Origin of the sequence: Almyronema sp., from assembly GCF_052168255.1 — a bacterium.
GTDB classification, from domain to species: Bacteria; Cyanobacteriota; Cyanobacteriia; order Phormidesmidales; family Phormidesmidaceae; genus Sphaerothrix; species Sphaerothrix epifaneia.
The window spans coordinates 36,319-53,280 of the sequence record NZ_JBQLZL010000022.1 but is presented as its reverse complement, the minus strand read 5'-3'; the positions used below and the strand labels follow the sequence as shown (position 1 = coordinate 53,280).

The following is a 16,962-nucleotide window of genomic DNA, read 5'->3' as shown; positions in this document are numbered from 1 at the left end:
CTCCTTAGCTTTATTTCAAGGGTTAGGCTTAACGAGGAGAAACGGTAATCTCGTTATCTTTAGCAAACATCTCGCCGCTAGCAATTTCTTTAAAGGCAACTAAAGGCCAAGCGGCAGCGCCTAAAGAACACTTGATCGCCAGAGGAACGTCAATGATAATTTCTTTCTCTTCAGGCTTTTTGTCACCCCGAACAGCGATGACATAAGAACGTCCGGCCCAACCAATCCAACCTGCAATATAGAGGAAAAGGATGCTAGGAATCAGAAATTCACCTGCATGGGAAAGATCTCCATCCACAACGAGGTGGGGCAATCCATCTTCGCCACAAAGTAAGCTGGAATTGCCATATAACTCAAAACGGGCTTTAGCCGACTCGGTTTTAGCATTAGCAGCTCGCTGCTGAAAAGCAGCAGACTCACCACAGGGGGTTAGTCCCGCTACATCATCACCTGCTACACCGGCAAAAGCGGCAGGCGAAAAGCCAATCCAAAGACAAACGGCTAGAACCAGAGCAAACAACCGTCGCATAAATTGTTTCCCTTTATTACGTAAAATCAGCGTATTTTGCACAAAAACGTTAAGTTATTTGTACAAGAATTTACTCAACTTTCAGGCATCATACCCCTCTCAGAAAGCGCCGTAAAGCATCTCCTCTCAAGGGGTTAACATCCTGAAAAATATCAGTTTATGGCGAAGATTTTAGCAATTGAAACAAGTTGTGACGAAACAGCAGCCGCGATTGTCAGCGATCGCCAAGTTCTCAGTAACGTAGTAGCATCCCAAATCGCGACGCATCAAAAGTATGGCGGCGTCGTGCCAGAACTGGCATCACGCCAGCATTTAGCCAATGTAGGCCAGATTGTAGACGCGGCCTTAGAAGCGGCTGGTTTAGACTGGCCAGCGATCGACGCTGTGGCAGCAACCTGCGCACCGGGTCTAGTAGGTGCTTTGCTGGTGGGTTTAACAGCAGCTAAAACCCTAGCAATGGTACACCACAAGCCGTTTCTGGGGATTCATCACTTAGAAGGACACCTTTATGCCTCCTATCTAAGCAATCCTGATTTAGTTCCCCCCTATCTTTGCTTGCTTGTTTCAGGCGGCCACACCAGCCTCATCCAGGTGAAGGGCTGTGGCGACTATGTCATGCTAGGTCAAACACGCGATGACGCGGCTGGAGAAGCCTTCGATAAAGTGGCGCGGCTGTTGGATTTAGGTTATCCCGGCGGCCCTATCATTGACCAGTTAGCCCAAACGGGCAATGCTCAAGCGTTTTCTTTACCAGAAGGCAATATTTCACTACCCGAAGGCGGGTTTCATCCCTATGACTCTAGCTTTAGTGGCTTAAAAACAGCAGTTCTAAGGTTAGTGGAGCGGATCAAAGCAGCCGGCAGTTCCCCCCCCGTTGCCGATATTGCAGCGAGCTTTCAGACAACGGTAGTGCGATCGCTAACTCGGCGTACGCTTCGCTGTGCCCTCGACCACAATTTATCAACGATTGCCGTCGGCGGTGGAGTAGCGGCTAACAGCGGTCTGCGGCAGTACCTACAGGCTGAAGCTGAGCGGCATAATTTAACCGTTATCTTTCCGCCCCTCAAATACTGCACTGATAATGCCGCCATGATTGCCTGTGCAGCCGCTGATCATTTTCGCTTAGGCCACACTTCACCGTTGGCTACCGCTGCTCAGTCTAGAATGTCCATTACACAAGTGATGGCGTTGTATGTTTAGCCAAAATTTCCTGTACAACTTTTGCTAAAGCGCGTGGCTGCTCCAGCATAGCCATATGGCCACAGCGCGCTAGTTCATATACATTGCCAGTAGCTGTTCGAAAAAGGGGATGAAAGCTGGCCAGGTGATTGACGTACTGTAATTCCATCACCGAGTCTTGCTGTCCCCCAATGAAGTAGGCAGGTTGTTTTAAGGCAGACACGATTTGAGGAAGCAAATGCACCTCGGCTTCGGTGGTAGATTCCAAGAGCGCACCGCGAGCAGCCTCTGGATCAGCCTTTAACAGATCATTGAGCCGCTGTTGTCCCCACGCCCGCTTGAGGGGTTGCTGCACCATTGCTCTAGCAAATACTAAATCTAAAAGCGGCAACCGTCGTAGCCACTGAGGCCGAAATCGAACAATCTGCTGACCGGCTGATCGAAAGCGGTCAAAATCTTCTTTTAGATAAATGCCCCCGCCAGCGTTAATACAAATTACACCCTTAACCTTTTCGGGTGCTAGATAGGCCGCCCAGAGGGCAATACTCCCTCCTAAAGAATGGCCTAGTAGCCACACCCGACAGAGGTTCAGTTGATTCAGCAAACAGACCAGATCTGCAGCGTAGGCCGCTAGTCCGTAAGGCGATCGCGTCGCCTCCAGCGGCAACGAACAGTCACAAGGGGGTAGGCGTTGCTCAATAGTTTGGCTAGACTCGCCAAATCCCCGCAGGTCGTAAGTTAAGCAGGTATACTGATGAGCCAGATCGGATACCAACGGCTGCCAGTAGGCGCGACTCAAAAGCCAGCCGTGAATAAAGACTAAAACCTCGGTTTGCGCATTGGGCGAAATTAGCTCATAGGCATGAGGAACGCCCCAAATATTCACCTTAGCCATTTTTCAATCGTATCTTGAAGTAAGCAATGCCGTGCTTAAAGATGTTTGCCTAACAATCGATAGCGAACGCTTTCAGCAATTTTCTGACCCAGGTACTCTGGGATCAGGCTTTCATTAGGGCCTAGCAGGTACAAAATAAGGCGAGTCCGCCCTCGCCAAACCAGCAAATTGGCATTCACCACCAGTAGGTCTTCTTGCCAAATTGCGTACATTACCTTGTAAAACAACCCTGGCTGGTTATCAGCTTCAATCAGCAGAGCGGGCAAGTGGAAAACTGGATCAACATAAAACTCGGTTTCCACCTGCTCTAATCCGGCGTCTAGATTGAATTCAACCGTTAGCATCTCTTCAACTTCAAAGCGGCCTGCTAAGGCTTCTCGAATGGCTCGGCAGACATTGTCAGAGGTTTTGTCTACCAGGGTTTTCCCCCCCCTCGACACCACCAGCTTAATAAAGACCAGCATCGGTGGGTAGATCTGACCATACAGGCTGAGGTTGTGGATAGTTAGGCCATAGGCAGCCAAAACGCCAAAAATATCACTCAGCAAAAAGGACTGATTGCGATAGGCAAAGTGGAGAGCACTCCGATTGCCCTCTGGCTTGAGTTCGATGACAGCTTGCTTGCTTTTGTAGAGTTGATAAGCCAGCCGGAGATTTTGCAGCTGGATCTCGCTACTGACAAACTGCTCATAGAACTTGGGAAACGCTCGATTGAAGCGTTTGAGTAGCTCTAAAGTAGATGGTTTTAAACCCGCAACCATAACTGGCAAGAAACTCTTGACGAAACTCAGGAACGATACTCAAACATATGTAAAGGCGACCCTAGACTTTAGATGAGCCTGAAAACCCTAACTTTAGGCTACTTCCCCAAGGCTTGTCATTAGTCAGATTGCCCCGATATCGCTCAAAAGGGGGCAATCTAACTTAGGAGCATTCCTCAAGCTGTGGAAGTTTTCCCTAAGAGAGACGGTTTTTAGGGCGTATACTCTATATATTGTTTTTTCGTTACTTATATACATTAACCGCGCCTGAATGGGTTTTTGGAAAAGCTTATTTAGCAGCTCCGAGTCTTCTGCTCCCTCTCAGCTGACTCACTCTGACGAATACTTTGCTGAAGCTAACGCTGAGGCTCCTAATAGTAGCACTGGCTCCCGTATCTTTTTTAGTACCAGTCGAGAAATCGATTTGTATGAGTTGGAGGAGCTATGTGATGCTGTGGGTTGGTCTCGCCGTCCAATTCGCAAAGTGCGTAAGGCAATTCAACATAGCTTCATCGTAGTGTCTATGTGGGAGCAGCAGTCAAATCGGCGGCGGCTGATTGGCTTTTCGCGGGCGACCTCAGATCATGCTTTTAATGCCACCATTTGGGATGTGGTGGTGCATCCTGATTATCAAGGCAAAGGTTTGGGCAAAGCGCTGATGCAGCAGCTCATCAAAAAGTTACGCAGCGAAGATATCAGCAACGTGACGCTGTTTGCCGATCCACAGGTGGTCGATTTTTATCGCAACTTGGGGTTTATGCCTGACCCGGAAGGCATTAAGGGAATGTTTTGGTATCCTGACTAAGCGATAGGCAAGCGGCTCCATAGGGGCGAACTAAGAATGACCCGCCAGCGATCGCGCCTCTTGAATCCACTGGCTAACCTTATCCGCCGGGGGGCAATCTTGCATTTGCCGCAGCACCGCCGCGTAGAAGCGCCGAATTTGGGGATAAAGCTTGTGAATAGAGGTTTGAGCGAGCTGCGCAGATGAGCTAATGCCGGCGTGGAGCAACAGGCCGCAGTAGCGACAGCCAACGGCTGGAATTCGAGCTAAATCGGCCAAAGCAACCCACTTATTGACATGCCGGATGTGGATAGATAGCTGCGCCGCCAATTGTTCTCGTTGAGATGGGGTGCGCCCTTGTTGAATGAGCTGTAGGGTGGTGTGAATTTTTTGGGCTTCTAGCTGAGCCGAATGCTGGGAACTCAGACCCGGAAGCTGAGCGATCGCCCAGTTGCTAGCTTTCATATCTAAATCGCTATTATTAGAGCAGTGATAGGGTTCTACGATTGTAAAAAATACTGTTTGATCTGGCTTAGTTGCTGCCTCTTCCCCGCCTTTAAGCGCTCAACTCATTATGGCTCATCCCCACTCTCTTACCCCATCGCCTCAAAGCAGCCAGCGTACCGCCATTAGCTATCTATTTTGGCTGGCTACTTTTTTGGGCTTCGCAGGACTGCATCGCCTTTACAACGGCAAGATTACCTCTGGTTTATTGTGGCTATTTACCTGGGGACTTTTTGGCTTTGGTCAGGCCGTTGACCTGTTTTTAATTCCCGGTATGGCCAGGGAAAAAGCGTCAAAAGATAGCGATCGATTTTTGGCGACTGGCCACTACTCAGGTCAGTCAGGTTTACTGGATGCGGTTTCGCCTGCAACGCCACAGGCTTTAACAATTCAACTCTTGCAAATTGCTCAAACTCAAGGTGGGCAGATAACGGTGCCCCAAGCAGTTTTGGCCACCGGAGCTGACTTTGGCGAGGTTGAATCAGCGCTGAAAAACCTGATGAAATCAGGCTATGCCCACATTGATAATGATCCCGATTCAGGCGTAGTGGTTTATAGCATTCCAGGTCTTTAGCTTTTCGCCCATCGCCGCAGCCGCCCTCTTTTCTCTACTGGCAGCAAAATGGCGAGCCGCTCTTTAGCTGACCCGCCATAATAGCTGATTATTTTTGTCGCTCAGCGTCTTTAGGCTAGCGTCTCAGGGCAGTAACCTAAGCCACTGACAAATTGAGTGCGAAAAGCTTCAATTTCTTCGCGATCGGGGCGGCCATGGGACACAACTGCTACCTGATAGCGGCGCATAACATCAACTGGCGCTTGTCCGGTTTCTAATCCCCAAAGAGCCATACGTACGCGAATTCCAGGCTGATAGGGAACGCCCAGTTCATTGAGAAAGGCGCGAAAATCAGCTAAATCGGCTTCGTCGATACCATCCGATAGCTGAATTTTAATAACCCATCCATCAATCTGATGAATGACCGTCATAAACTCTAGGGGGAGATGAGCCGCTTGATGAAGTCGCTCAGTCACCCGCATCGTCAAGCTGGCGTTGGCAAGATAGTAGAGATAGTCAGTCATGAGATTGTCTCTATCGGGTGCTACATTTCCTATTGTCTTTGGAAACCCAACGGGCGAGTAGGGGAAACCCCCCCGGTTCCCGTGAGGGGTTCTCCCCAAAAGCTCTCTGCTCCAGACAGTTGCCCCCACGCGCATCAGAGAGCGCATGTCACGCTCAAAAAAGACACGATACCCTATTGAGTCATTGCCTATGACTGCTCCGGATTTCTCTAAAGACTGTAAGGATGATTTGTCTTTAGCTGCTTATCAATACAACTTACCCCCCGACCGAATTGCCCAAAATCCAGTTGTTCCGCGCGATCGCGCTCGACTGCTGGTTGTAGATGCCTGTGATCACCACAAGCACAGCTACTTCTACGAATTACCCAACTGGCTCAAACCGGGTGACTTGCTGATTTTTAACAATACCCAGGTGATTCCAGCTCGCCTGTATGGACGCAAGCCGGAAGGGGCGGCGGTTGAAATCTTATTGCTAGAAGCCCAAGCCCCCTTGCAGTGGTTAGCTTTAGTCAAACCGGGCAAGCGGTTGAAGCCAGGAGCTGTGATTTTGTTTGGCGAAGATCTGCAATTGCCCCTGTTGATCGCTAAAGTGGTGGCGACCGATGCCGCCACAGGAGGACGGCTGCTGCAATTTGAGATGCCAACGGGTTTGTCGTTTGAAGCCGCCCTGCAATCGCTTGGGCAGGTTCCGTTGCCGCCTTACATCACCGATTCTCAGGCAACCCCCGAACAGTACCAAACCATCTACGCCGCCGCGCCAGGTGCAGTCGCAGCGCCAACCGCTGGGCTGCATTTTACGGATGAGGTGTTCCAGAACTTGAAGCACCGAGGGATAGACACTGCTTTTTTAACCCTTCATGTGGGATTGGGCACATTTCGCCCAGTTGAGGCCAGTGATATTACTACCCATGCCATGCATGCAGAATGGATTGATATTTCACCAACTGTAGTCGAGCAAATCCAGCAAACACGGGCAGATGGCGGGCGAGTGATTGCCGTTGGCACTACCGTCACCCGTGCCCTAGAAGGGGCTGCTCAGAATGGTGTTTTAGCTGCTTTCCAGGGTAAAACGAATGTCTTTATTTATCCGGGCTATCAGTGGCGGGTGGTTGATGGTTTGATTACCAATTTTCATCTGCCAGGGTCTAGTTTGCTGATGCTGGTGAGTGCGCTGGTGGGGCGATCGCGTTTGATGCAGCTTTATGCAGAAGCGATCGCCCAAGCGTATCGCTTTTATTCGTTTGGTGACGCCATGCTAATTTTGCCCGAAGCCAAACGAGAAGATCTGGGCTAAACAGGTCAGGATGTAAATTTTGTTGAAAAATAACCCCCTAGCTAGATCCTGAGCTAATAGCTCTTGGGTTACGCTTACAGTAGTTAGAGATACGGACGTGCTTCATTAAGTTCAGGTAATTTTTCCGTATTTCTACTGGGCTGCAATTTCATCAGCGCCAAGGCGGCTGTCTCGGTGAACAGTGCCCGTCAAATCAAGCTACCTAAAACTTCAGGGTGGCCTCTACCGCTTCCAAGCTGTTAGCTAAAGCTAGCGACAGCCTATTCACCCGTTGCCCTAAGGAGTTTTTATGCAACCTCATCAGCTAATTGACGCTTTTGAAAATGGGCAGCAGCACTTTGGCCGTGTGAACTTATCAAAATCAAATCTGAGCCGGGTCAAGCTTCCTTTTATTCAGTTGGCAGACGCCAATTTTAAGAAAGCCAATTTAACCAAAGCCTTTTTGCCGGGGGCGGAACTGCTGCGAGTCAACTTTCAAGAAGCCATGCTAGCCTACGCCAACCTGATTGGAGCAGAATTGATTCGCGCTAATTTTCAAGGTGCGTGCTTGAAAAAGGCTTTGCTCAGCGCTGCTACCCTAACCGGAGCAAACTTCAGCTTGGCTCAGCTAAATTATGCTTGCCTTAACGGAGCTAACCTGTGTGGGGCTAACCTGCGCGGCGCTGATTTGAGCTTTGCTAACCTCCAAGGAGCTGACTTACGTGGCGCTGATCTGCGAGAGGCTGTCCTCCACGAAACGATTTTTACGGGAGTCAATCTAGACTACACGCTGATGCCCACTGGTCTGTACGTCGCTGCTCCAGAAGAAGTTAAACCAGCAGCAGAGTGGGCGCTAGTTAACGAGTTTGCGTAATCTTTGCTAACACCTTTACCGTTTCTTTTTAATTAGAGCTAAAAAAGCAAGGCATCCTGTAAGCAACCTGAATCTGACTGGTGTTGCTGAAAGTTAAAGAAGCGGTTGATGAAATTTTCCTTGCCAGCTCGAATAGTCCTGCGGATAGTGACGTTACGCAAAACACTATTGCTGACGGCTTATACAGAAAAGCCAGAAGCGATCGCAGAGTTTTTATGCGATCGCTTGCGACAAGAAGGCGGGCAAGTAATTTCTCATGTAGAAGCCCGCTCGTCTAAAGTCCCCCCTTTAATTTTGATCGGGGCACGGCTTGCTTCATTCTCCAGTGCTGACGTTTGGCAAATACGCAGTGTCATGCAGCTGAGCGGGGCTGTAATCGAAACCGTCCATATCGACTATTCAGAAACAAAGTCGTTGACCCACAGCGATCGCGCTCGATTAGCCTGTCAGCAATGTCGCTACGCTCATAGCCAACCTATAGACAGCGCTCATTTCATCTGTGCGCTTTATCCCTTAGGGCCAGAAGCCGATCCCTGCTCCGACTGGGCCGCCGCCGATAGCCAGTTGGCTTGAGCGATTGAAGCTTCATTGTGACAACCGACACCTAGAAAGCATATCCCTGCCATGAAAATGCCATACGAATACGCCACCTTAGGAATAGCTAGTTCCTCACACCACGTAGCACTCCGCAGCCTTCCCATCGAGAAGGCTGCTTTTTCTTATCTAGCCAGTATCATAGCTGTCGCTACTTCACAGCACGAAAAGGCTGATATGCCGTTTCTGGGTGGTAAAGGTGGCAGTGATCTACAATCGCTTTTAGCAAAGCCCAAGAAAATCGCCGTTCTTGAATCTGGCTGTTCCAGTTGGCCTTAAGGCTGGCGTGAGCTAGCCGCAGGTTGTAAGACGGAATTCCGGTTGAAATGTGGTGTGGCACATGCACATTAATGTCATGGCACAGGATCTCTACCCAGCGGGGATAGCTACAGTGAACAGTTCCGCCTAGCTGAGCCTCGACAGCATCCCACGTTTCGACTGGATAAAACTGAATATCTGGATCCGTATGATGGACGAGCGTAAAGGTGCTCATCCAGAAGTGATAGCCTAACCAGGGCATGAGCCAAAACTTCACCAAACCCCACAAGCCCGTGGTGGCAATGAGGGTAGGAAAGAAAAGGGCGGCAAATACAGCCACAACGGTAACAGAAAGTTTAACCTTGCTGCGATCGCGCTCGGCTACCTGAGACGGATCAAAGTGCAGCTTTGCCCAATGGGCCGCGGAGGCTAACCACCACAGACGTCCCCGCAGCAACTCATAAAATTTACGCATGAGCAAGTTGCTATTGAGATAGGCTTCGGCTGTCCAGGGTTGCCACGCGTTGTCAATTTCTAGCTTGTTGGTATGGAGATGGTGGTGGTCATGGAGTAACCGCCAGCTATGAAAAGGGTAAATTAGCGGCAACATCAAGATGTGTCCGACTAAGTCATTCACCCAACGACGTTTCGCAAAAGAGCGGTGCCCACAATCATGGGCAATCACAAAAAATCCGGTCAGCGCCGTGCCCGTAAAGAACCAGGCTAGCGGCAGTAAAAACCAAGGCGATAGGGCGATCGCAACATACCCTAACGCTACCGCGCCAACGCTCACAAAGACTGAGAACCAAGCTTTGAAGCGATTTTTCTCAAAACATTCTTTGGGCAGCGATTGAATTACGGTTTTGAGCTGAGGAGCCTCAAGCGTTGAAGGTAACTGATTAGCTGGTTTATCCGTCGTTGCAGTCATGAATGAGCTTAGATCTCCATACTGGAAGGGGTAATCTCGACAAAAAATTGCGCAAAAAAATACCTGCCAGATCTAAAGAGACACATGGCAGGAAAATTGCCGTGCGCGTAGCCTAAAACTGTGGAATTGCTAAAGTTCGCTGCAGAAATTAGCTAAAACTCCTGAGAGAACTTAAAAAACCTTTACAGTTATACCATGTTGCTGTCCGTCATTAGAGCAAAGCACTGAAATCCACAGGGTGCCTGTCAGAATCATTTTTGACCCTTACTCGGCGTCAGGTTTAGAGCCATTTGAGAGACAGGGTTTTGAAATCGCTGTTGTTGGGTCAATGGAGACAAATCTCACCTCTGGTTAGGGTGAGCGTCCCCTGTGAGAAAAGTACCCATATCCCTAGCAAGGTTACCCAATTGGGCAGCGCTATCTGAAGCAAAGCAGGCAGCGGTTCAAGCTCGTTGAGGTCTGCGCTGCTGGTATACCCTAGCCCGTATCAGTTGGTAAACAGATTGACCGAGCTAAGCTGTCTCGACGAGAGCATAGGCGGAAAGTTTCGCACTGGCATATTTTTCGGTTTTTTGACCCTTTTAGTCAAATTAGCCATGCTTAGCCGTACTTAAATTAACAACTTTTGCCTTTATAAGATGCTATTCCTACTGAGAACAAACGCGATCGCCTGCTGAGCGAAATCAGTTGGCTTTGAAGTCTTCGCTAAAGCAAGGGGTAATTTTTGCGATCAACTGCTTCCTTGAAGTCAACCCATTAGGAAAAATAACCGCTTGCTGACCCATTAAGAGCTTTCTAACAAACATGAGAAACCAAATAAAACCTCAACCTCATAAAAGGTGGCAAACAGCTATCAATCGTAGCCTTAGCAAATTTTCAATTAACTCAAAAGCAGTTTGGCTATTGCTTCCTTGTCTGTTGATCTGGCTGCTCTTAGTACCTGCCGGAGCAATGGCTCAAGAAGATGCCGTGACAGGCGTTGACCGAATTTTTCAGCCCATTGTCGATGTCATGTCACTGTTCCTCTTCTTCCCCATTGGCGGTGAAAATGGATTTCCATTTATCGTGTTGTGGCTATTTGTGGCCGCAATTTTCTTCACGCTGCGAATGGGTTTTATTAATTTTCGGGGGTTCAAACATGCCATCCAAGTCGTACAGGGCAAATTTGATGATCCCCACGATGAAGGTGAGGTTTCTCACTTTCAAGCGCTAGCTACAGCCGTTTCCGGCACAGTGGGGCTAGGCAATATAGCAGGGGTAGCCGTCGCTATTCAGTTGGGCGGGCCAGGAGCTATGTTTTGGCTAACGCTGGCTGGCCTTTTCGGCATGGTCACTAAGTTTGTAGAGTGTACGCTAGCGGTTAAATATCGACGGGTGCTGGAAGATGGCACCGTTTTGGGCGGCCCGATGTATTACTTGACACGCGGCCTATCGCCCAAAGGAATGCGGCCACTCGGACAAGGGCTAGCCGTGCTTTTTTGTATTCTCTGCTTGGGCGGTAGCTTGGGCGGCGCTAACATGTTTCAGTCGAACCAGGCTTATGCTGCTATTTCAAGCCTGATTCCGGGTTTACCAGCCTGGTTGTTTGGCGTGATTTTGGCAGCTTTAGCGGCGTTTGTGATTATTGGTGGTATTCGCCGTATTGGTGCCGTAGCAGAAAAGCTCGTACCCGCTATGGCGGCTATTTATGCGATCGCTTGCCTGTTTGTCATTGTTGTCAACATCGCTCAGGTACCAGCCGCCATTGGCACCATTATTAGCGAAGCGTTTGTGCCCAGCGCGGCGGTAGGTGGCATTGTCGGCGTGATGGTGCAGGGAATCCGCCGTAGCTCGTTTTCAAACGAGGCCGGAGTAGGGTCAGCCGCGATCGCCCACTCAGCAGCCCGAACCGATGAACACATTCGTGAAGGCATTGTGGCGCTGCTAGAACCCTTTATCGATACCGTTGTTATTTGCAACATGACTGCGATCGCCATTGTACTCACTGGCGTTTACCAAGACACAGGCGACACCCTCAGCGGTGTGGCCATGACCTCTAGCGCTTTCGCTACTGTCATCGGTTGGTTCCCTATTGTCTTGAGTATTGCAGTTTGTCTGTTTGCCTTTTCAACCATCATTTCCTGGAGCTATTACGGCATTCAGGCATGGGCTTACTTATTTGGCGAACGCACTACCCTGATTTTCAAATGCATTTATGTCGTCTGTACCTTTTTAGGCTGCTTAACCAGCCTAGGACTGATTATTGACTTTAGCGACTTAATGCTATTAGGCATGGCCTTTCCAAATTTGATTGGCTGCTACATTCTCTCTAATGAAGTAGCGGGCGACCTCAAAGATTACTGGCAACGGCTGACATCGGGTCAAATGCCCACCTACGAGCAGCAACTCGCTTTTGAAACTTCAGAGCAACCTTCCAACAAGCTTTAGAGACTTCTATTGCGCCTGCTAAAGCAGATTTGTTTTGAAACGAACGTAGGGATAGGTTCAGTCCAGCCCGCTCAATTTTTTTGAACGTATCTGCCTCAACTTATCCCTACTTTTCGTTGAATGCGGTTAAATAGCTGACGCCCAATAGTCACGTTTGCGATCGCAGCATAAAAGTTGACTACTTGAGAAGACGGCGGCTATCGGCTTCTAGCTGAGCTAGGTGCTGTCGTCTTTGATGCGGCGCTAGCGATTGATATTCACCATAAAAATGGCTAAACGCCCAAAAACCTTTGATTACTCGCCAAAAGCGCTGGCGAACTGAAGGGGTTTGTTGGTTTTGTGAAAAGCCTGAGGTTGTGAACCCAGTCATGATTGAATCTCCTTTACTGGTGCATAGTTCAATCTTAGAGACGGGGGCAGATAGGAACAAAAGCTCAGGTCGATAGCTACTATTGATAAAATTCATAGTGCCAAACCAGTCAGTTGAGGCGAGGCTTAAGCGCTTCGTTATAAATAGAAAATTGGCAAAATCCCCCTAAATTTCTTGCAAAAAAGAGATCTAGAGGGATTTCTAAAGGCTCAGCGTCACAGCTCGGAGCTTGTAGGGTCTATACCCGTAAGGTTAAGACACTCAAATTGCTAAAAGCTTTTTCCAGAAAACTTTTCATGACTGCCTTCTGTTTTTAGCAATAAAGCCCGCTCTGACAACCCTTACTTTTGGAGAAGGACTAATTGGTTTTTTGATACTGGCGCAAAACTCTTTGCTCAGGCACAGTCAATTCATCCGCGTCGTCAACGGAACGGGCTTTATCAGCTAGATCTTTTAGTTTTTTGCTAGCCGTGTCGCGACCTTCTTCAATTTTTTGGTTGCGCAGCTCAGTTTTACCTTTAATCTGCTTAGTGGTTTCTAACCCTTGATAAACCCCTTCTGAAGCCCGATCAACGGCTTCGGCAGCTTGATCAAGGTCTTTAGTTTCAACGCTTTCGGGGCTAAAAGGATGGGTGGTGGGGTTAGTGGCAGGCTGGAGATCGACAGCGATCGCGGGGTAGGCGATCGCACTGCCTAGCCACACCATCAATTGCAATAGCCCTATTGCCGCTATCTGGCGCAGTCTGGTACGCAGCCCCTTAGAAAAGAAACACATAAAAGTTCAAATATGGCACATCCTTCTTACCCTAACGCCCCTGCCCCCACACATCCTGTATCTACAGATAGAAGCCCCTGCCAACAGAGGTTCCCAGGCTTTTGCCCAGGAACCCGTCTAACCCAGTCGGCAGGCATTGCTTACTCTACGGTGACGCTTTTAGCCAGGTTACGAGGCTGATCCACATCTAAGCCCCGGCGAGCCGCAATGTGATAAGCCAAAAGCTGTAGCGGAATTACCGTCAAAATGGGAGAGAGCAGTTCGTCTACTTTGGGAACTGGCAACAACGAGTCAAAAGTATCTTCTGCTTCTGCATCGTTGAGGGGAACCACACCAATCAGTTGGGCATCTCTGGCCTTGGCCTCTTGGGCATTAGACAACACCTTTTCGTAGACTGAACCTGGCATGGCGATCGCCACAACTGGCACCTTAGCGTCTAGTAGTGCAATTGGCCCATGTTTCATTTCACCTGCCGGATAACCTTCTGCATGGATGTAGCTAATTTCCTTCAGCTTCAGCGCCCCTTCTAGGGCAATTGGAAAGTTGATCCCCCGACCGAGGAAAATAAAATCTTGCGTTTCGGCAAAATCGTGGGCTAGCTCTTCGATATAGCGCTCTTGGCTCTCCAACACCAGCTCAATCTGGGCTGGCAACTGGCGCATTTCTTCGACGATGGCATGAATGCGTTCTGACGATAAGGTTTTGCGGATATAGGCCAGCTCTAAAGCCAAAAAGTAAAAAGCCATCACCTGAGCCGTGAAGGTTTTAGTGGCAGCTACCCCAATCTCAATGCCTGCGTGTGTATCAATAATATGGGGCACCATTCGCGCCAGAGAACTTTCAGCCCGGTTGGTAATGCCCAGCATCCGGGCTTGGAACTGAGGGTCTGGCTGCTGCGATCGCCGTGACTGTTCCATTTCTAAAGCAGCCAGGGTATCTGCGGTTTCGCCCGATTGCGTCACTCCAATGGTGAGTGTGTTGGGCATCAGCGGCGAGGGCGAGTAGCGAAACTCCGAGGCATACTGCACCATCGTCGGAATATTGGCCAGTTGCTCTAACAAATGCTTGCCCACCAAACTTGCATGCCAGCTCGTACCGCAAGCAACAATTTGAATATGTTCTAGACCCTGAAGCAGATCGGGAGCTAGCCCTAAGCGAATGGGAGAAGTACCGTTGTTTTCTAGGCTCCAAGCTGCATCAATGTACGTTTCAATGCCTGTGCGCACCACACCAGGCTGCTCATAGATTTCTTTGAGCATGAAATGTTTGAACCCCTGCTTTTCCACCATGATGGGGTTCCAGTTGAGCGTGCGAGGAAATTTCTTCAGGCGATCGCCCGCAAACGTATAAACCTCAACTCCCATTGGCGTTAGCCGAGCCAGTTCACCATTTTCTAAAGGCAACACAGCCCGCGTATGCGGCACAATTGCAGGTGTATCTGAAGCGCAGAAAAACTCTCCCTGACCAAAACCAATCACCAGAGGCGCTTGCTGCCGCACCACAATCAGTTCATCGGAAAAGTCTACACAAATAATCGCCAGCGCAAAGGCTCCTTGCAAACAATTAGCCGCTAAGCGTACCGCCTCTAAAAAAAGTGACTGCAAACTGAGCGGACTCAAATGGTGGGGCGGATTTTTCATAAATTCCGCAATCAGATGAGGCACCACTTCTGTATCCGTGTCAGAAAGAAACTTATGCCCTTTAGCTTTGAGGTCTTCGCGGAGTTCTCGGTAGTTTTCAATAATGCCGTTTTGAACAACAGCAAGGCGACGGGCTGTGTCAGTATGGGGATGGGCGTTGTATTCTTCTGGCTTGCCATGAGTGGCCCAGCGAGTATGGCCAATGCCAACTCTTGCCAGATTTTCATAGCCTGCTAGCTTATCTTGCAGGTTTTGCAGCTTGCCTTTAGCCCGGACACACTGTAGTTCACCTTCTGAAATAGTGGCTACACCCGCAGAGTCATAGCCGCGATACTCTAGCTTTTGCAACCCTTCTAGCAAAATATTGCTAGCGGGGCGAGTGCCAATGTATCCAACGATTCCGCACATAAAGTTGACTCCTTGCCCAGTAAACTGAAGATCATAAGATCATACATTCGTTATCTAGCTTGTAACGCTAGCTTAACGAGCTTGACTGCTCAATAGAATACATGCTGGGGTCAATAGCGAAGATTTTATCTATCGCTGCTCTGTTGCTGCTGATGACTTCTATTAGTCCTCTGGTTGAGGCGAAGCTGGCTACGTCACTTAAAGACTATGCCAAAAAACGACCAAACCAGCTTGCGGAGATATTGACCCAGATTGAGAGTCTGAAAGCTGCCATGTGGTTTTTCATAGCTCTAGTGCTATCAGCCAATGTTTTCAAACAAGATTGATCTGCGGTAGCTTTTCACTTAATGCCATTGGGGTTCATAGCCATTTTGCGCTGAGATTGCTTAGCGGTTGTCTAAGACGTCTAAATTTACCGTATAAACATGAATGATCTGGGTCAGGCCTTGCTCCGTAAGGTGAAGCCAATTACTAAAGAATGGATTCAAACCGTTTGCTCTGACCGCGAGATTGATAGCGTTCAGAAGCTCACCTATGAAGCGATTTACGATAGCTTACCTCAGGTATTAGAAGCGATCGCTACGCTACTTAGCGACAACATTCAAGATAATACAGAAGGATTAAACTGCAATAGCTTAGAGCACGGTATTGTCCGAGCCGACCAGGGGTTTGACGCCTCAGAAATTGCCCGCGAATATCGGATTCTACGCGAAGTTATTTTTTCTGCTCTAGAAGAAGATCTGCTAACCGGAACAGCGTTAGAAGTGCTACAGGCCACGCGATCGATTAACGCCGTTCTCGATCACGTCATCATTTTGAGTTTAGAAAGCTACATTGAACGGCGGTTGACAGCCTTAGTCAAAATCGAAGATCAGCTTGTTTTAACCGGGCAAGAACTCAATCGACTCGCCCAAATTCACCAAGAACAGCTTTCACAACTGGCTCACGAACTTAAAAATCCGCTAAACTCGCTGCTGGGCTTTTCCAGTTTGCTCATGAAAAAGTTTCAAAATCGGATTGACACTGGAGAAGGTCATCCCGCCGATTTGCAAAACATCGAGCGCGTCATTCGAAACGGGCGTCACATTTTAGCGCTGATCAACAATAGCCTGGATATGGCTCGCTCTGAACTAGAGCAGCAACAGCTAGATGTGGAAACCTTTGCTTTGCGAGAGCTGTTAGATGATCTGGTTGCTAATATTGTGCCTCTGGCTCAGCGTAAGCAGCTTACTGTGGTGCTAGAAAGCGATCGCGCCCCCACTGAGATTACAACCGATGCAGTGCGCTTGCGGCAAATTATCAGCAACCTCCTGAGCAACGCAGTACGCTATACCAAGGTGGGAATCATCCGCATCATTTGCCAGCAGCCAGACGCCCAAAGCTGGTCAATTGCAATTGTAGATACTGGCGTTGGTATTTCTGCCGAAATGCAAGAGCGCATTTTTGAACCCTACTTCCGCGTCAATTCACCTCATTCAACGGACGAAGAAGGCACTGGTTTAGGGCTGGCCATTGTCAAGCGGCTAGTCACCTTACTGCAAGGCCAGATCGAACTTATATCAGTCCCCAACCAAGGCTCTACGTTTACCCTCACTTTTCCGATCAGGCTAGCGACCTAGCCAGTCTCTGTTGTTCGCAGCAGCTACCCCTATGGGTTAGACCGCTGCTTGACGTCTTTACCTACCT

Annotated in this window: 17 protein-coding genes; 8 read left to right on the top strand and 9 right to left on the bottom strand. The window is 49.0% G+C overall.

The window, feature by feature from the left end; translation table 11 throughout:
* Positions 1-28 precede the first annotated feature (28 nt).
* Positions 29-529 (bottom strand): Photosystem I reaction center subunit III, encoded by a 501-nt coding sequence (locus ACTS3T_RS03635; RefSeq protein WP_377966632.1) that lies wholly within the window; start codon positions 527-529, stop codon positions 29-31.
* Positions 530-688: 159 nt separating this feature from the next.
* Between ACTS3T_RS03635 and tsaD the strand changes: the two genes are divergently transcribed.
* Positions 689-1,729 carry a tRNA (adenosine(37)-N6)-threonylcarbamoyltransferase complex transferase subunit TsaD gene (gene tsaD / locus ACTS3T_RS03630; protein ID WP_377966634.1) on the top strand — a complete coding sequence of 347 codons (1,041 nt, stop codon included), beginning with the start codon at positions 689-691 and terminating at the stop codon, positions 1,727-1,729.
* Here the strand turns inward: tsaD and ACTS3T_RS03625 are convergent.
* Together ACTS3T_RS03625 and ACTS3T_RS03620 are read right to left on the bottom strand one after the other, a co-directional pair.
* The gene (locus tag ACTS3T_RS03625; RefSeq protein WP_377966636.1) at positions 1,701-2,603 is read right to left on the bottom strand and encodes an alpha/beta fold hydrolase; all 903 of its coding nucleotides are present in this window, start codon (positions 2,601-2,603) and stop codon (positions 1,701-1,703) included. The genes tsaD and ACTS3T_RS03625 overlap by 29 nt on opposite strands.
* Before the next feature lie 35 nt (positions 2,604-2,638).
* A complete protein-coding gene (locus ACTS3T_RS03620) occupies positions 2,639-3,364 on the bottom strand; it encodes a hypothetical protein (protein ID WP_377966638.1) in 726 nt (241 codons plus the stop codon).
* 271 nt (positions 3,365-3,635) lie between these two features.
* Between ACTS3T_RS03620 and ACTS3T_RS03615 the strand changes: the two genes are divergently transcribed.
* On the top strand, positions 3,636-4,169 hold the full coding sequence (locus ACTS3T_RS03615) for a GNAT family N-acetyltransferase (protein ID WP_377966640.1): 534 nt from the start codon (positions 3,636-3,638) through the stop codon (positions 4,167-4,169).
* Positions 4,170-4,199: 30 nt separating this feature from the next.
* Here the strand turns inward: ACTS3T_RS03615 and ACTS3T_RS03610 are convergent, their stop codons facing one another.
* Positions 4,200-4,613 (bottom strand): DUF4332 domain-containing protein, encoded by a 414-nt coding sequence (locus tag ACTS3T_RS03610; protein ID WP_377966642.1) that lies wholly within the window; start codon positions 4,611-4,613, stop codon positions 4,200-4,202.
* Between the two features lie 109 nt (positions 4,614-4,722).
* Here ACTS3T_RS03610 and ACTS3T_RS03605 point away from each other — a divergent pair, with 109 nt between their 5' ends.
* Positions 4,723-5,226, top strand: a complete 504-nt coding sequence (locus tag ACTS3T_RS03605) for a TM2 domain-containing protein (protein WP_377966644.1) — start codon at positions 4,723-4,725, stop codon at positions 5,224-5,226.
* Positions 5,227-5,336: 110 nt separating this feature from the next.
* Here the strand turns inward: ACTS3T_RS03605 and ACTS3T_RS03600 are convergent, their stop codons facing one another.
* Positions 5,337-5,729 carry a hypothetical protein gene (locus tag ACTS3T_RS03600; protein ID WP_377966646.1) on the bottom strand — a complete coding sequence of 131 codons (393 nt, stop codon included), beginning with the start codon at positions 5,727-5,729 and terminating at the stop codon, positions 5,337-5,339.
* A 190-nt stretch (positions 5,730-5,919) separates the two neighbouring features.
* Between ACTS3T_RS03600 and queA the strand changes: the two genes are divergently transcribed.
* From queA to ACTS3T_RS03585, 3 genes are all read left to right on the top strand, one after another.
* Entirely contained in the window at positions 5,920-7,023 is a 1,104-nt protein-coding gene (queA, locus tag ACTS3T_RS03595; RefSeq protein ID WP_377966648.1) for a tRNA preQ1(34) S-adenosylmethionine ribosyltransferase-isomerase QueA, read from the top strand.
* A gap of 289 nt (positions 7,024-7,312) precedes the next feature.
* Complete coding sequence (locus tag ACTS3T_RS03590) at positions 7,313-7,876, top strand: pentapeptide repeat-containing protein (RefSeq protein ID WP_377966650.1); 564 nt, start codon at positions 7,313-7,315, stop codon at positions 7,874-7,876.
* A gap of 108 nt (positions 7,877-7,984) precedes the next feature.
* Entirely contained in the window at positions 7,985-8,449 is a 465-nt protein-coding gene (locus ACTS3T_RS03585) for a hypothetical protein (protein ID WP_377966652.1), read from the top strand.
* 172 nt (positions 8,450-8,621) lie between these two features.
* On the opposite strand, the gene ACTS3T_RS03580 is transcribed toward ACTS3T_RS03585, so the two are convergent.
* The gene (locus ACTS3T_RS03580; protein WP_377966654.1) at positions 8,622-9,656 is read right to left on the bottom strand and encodes a fatty acid desaturase; all 1,035 of its coding nucleotides are present in this window, start codon (positions 9,654-9,656) and stop codon (positions 8,622-8,624) included.
* A gap of 951 nt (positions 9,657-10,607) precedes the next feature.
* Between ACTS3T_RS03580 and ACTS3T_RS03575 the strand changes: the two genes are divergently transcribed.
* Positions 10,608-12,083 carry an alanine/glycine:cation symporter family protein gene (locus ACTS3T_RS03575; protein WP_377966656.1) on the top strand — a complete coding sequence of 492 codons (1,476 nt, stop codon included), beginning with the start codon at positions 10,608-10,610 and terminating at the stop codon, positions 12,081-12,083.
* Between the two features lie 178 nt (positions 12,084-12,261).
* Here ACTS3T_RS03575 and ACTS3T_RS03570 read toward each other — a convergent pair whose 3' ends face one another.
* The 3 genes from ACTS3T_RS03570 to glmS form a co-directional block, all read right to left on the bottom strand.
* Complete coding sequence (locus tag ACTS3T_RS03570) at positions 12,262-12,453, bottom strand: hypothetical protein (protein ID WP_377966658.1); 192 nt, start codon at positions 12,451-12,453, stop codon at positions 12,262-12,264.
* Positions 12,454-12,811: 358 nt separating this feature from the next.
* Positions 12,812-13,228, bottom strand: a complete 417-nt coding sequence (locus tag ACTS3T_RS03565; protein WP_462934793.1) for a hypothetical protein — start codon at positions 13,226-13,228, stop codon at positions 12,812-12,814.
* Between the two features lie 140 nt (positions 13,229-13,368).
* Entirely contained in the window at positions 13,369-15,276 is a 1,908-nt protein-coding gene (gene glmS / locus ACTS3T_RS03560; RefSeq protein WP_377966662.1) for a glutamine--fructose-6-phosphate transaminase (isomerizing), read from the bottom strand.
* Positions 15,277-15,701: 425 nt separating this feature from the next.
* On the opposite strand from glmS, the gene ACTS3T_RS03555 reads away from it, so the two are divergent.
* Positions 15,702-16,895, top strand: coding sequence for a sensor histidine kinase (locus ACTS3T_RS03555; RefSeq protein ID WP_377966664.1), 1,194 nt, complete (start codon positions 15,702-15,704; stop codon positions 16,893-16,895).
* The last annotated feature ends 67 nt before the right edge of the window (positions 16,896-16,962 follow it).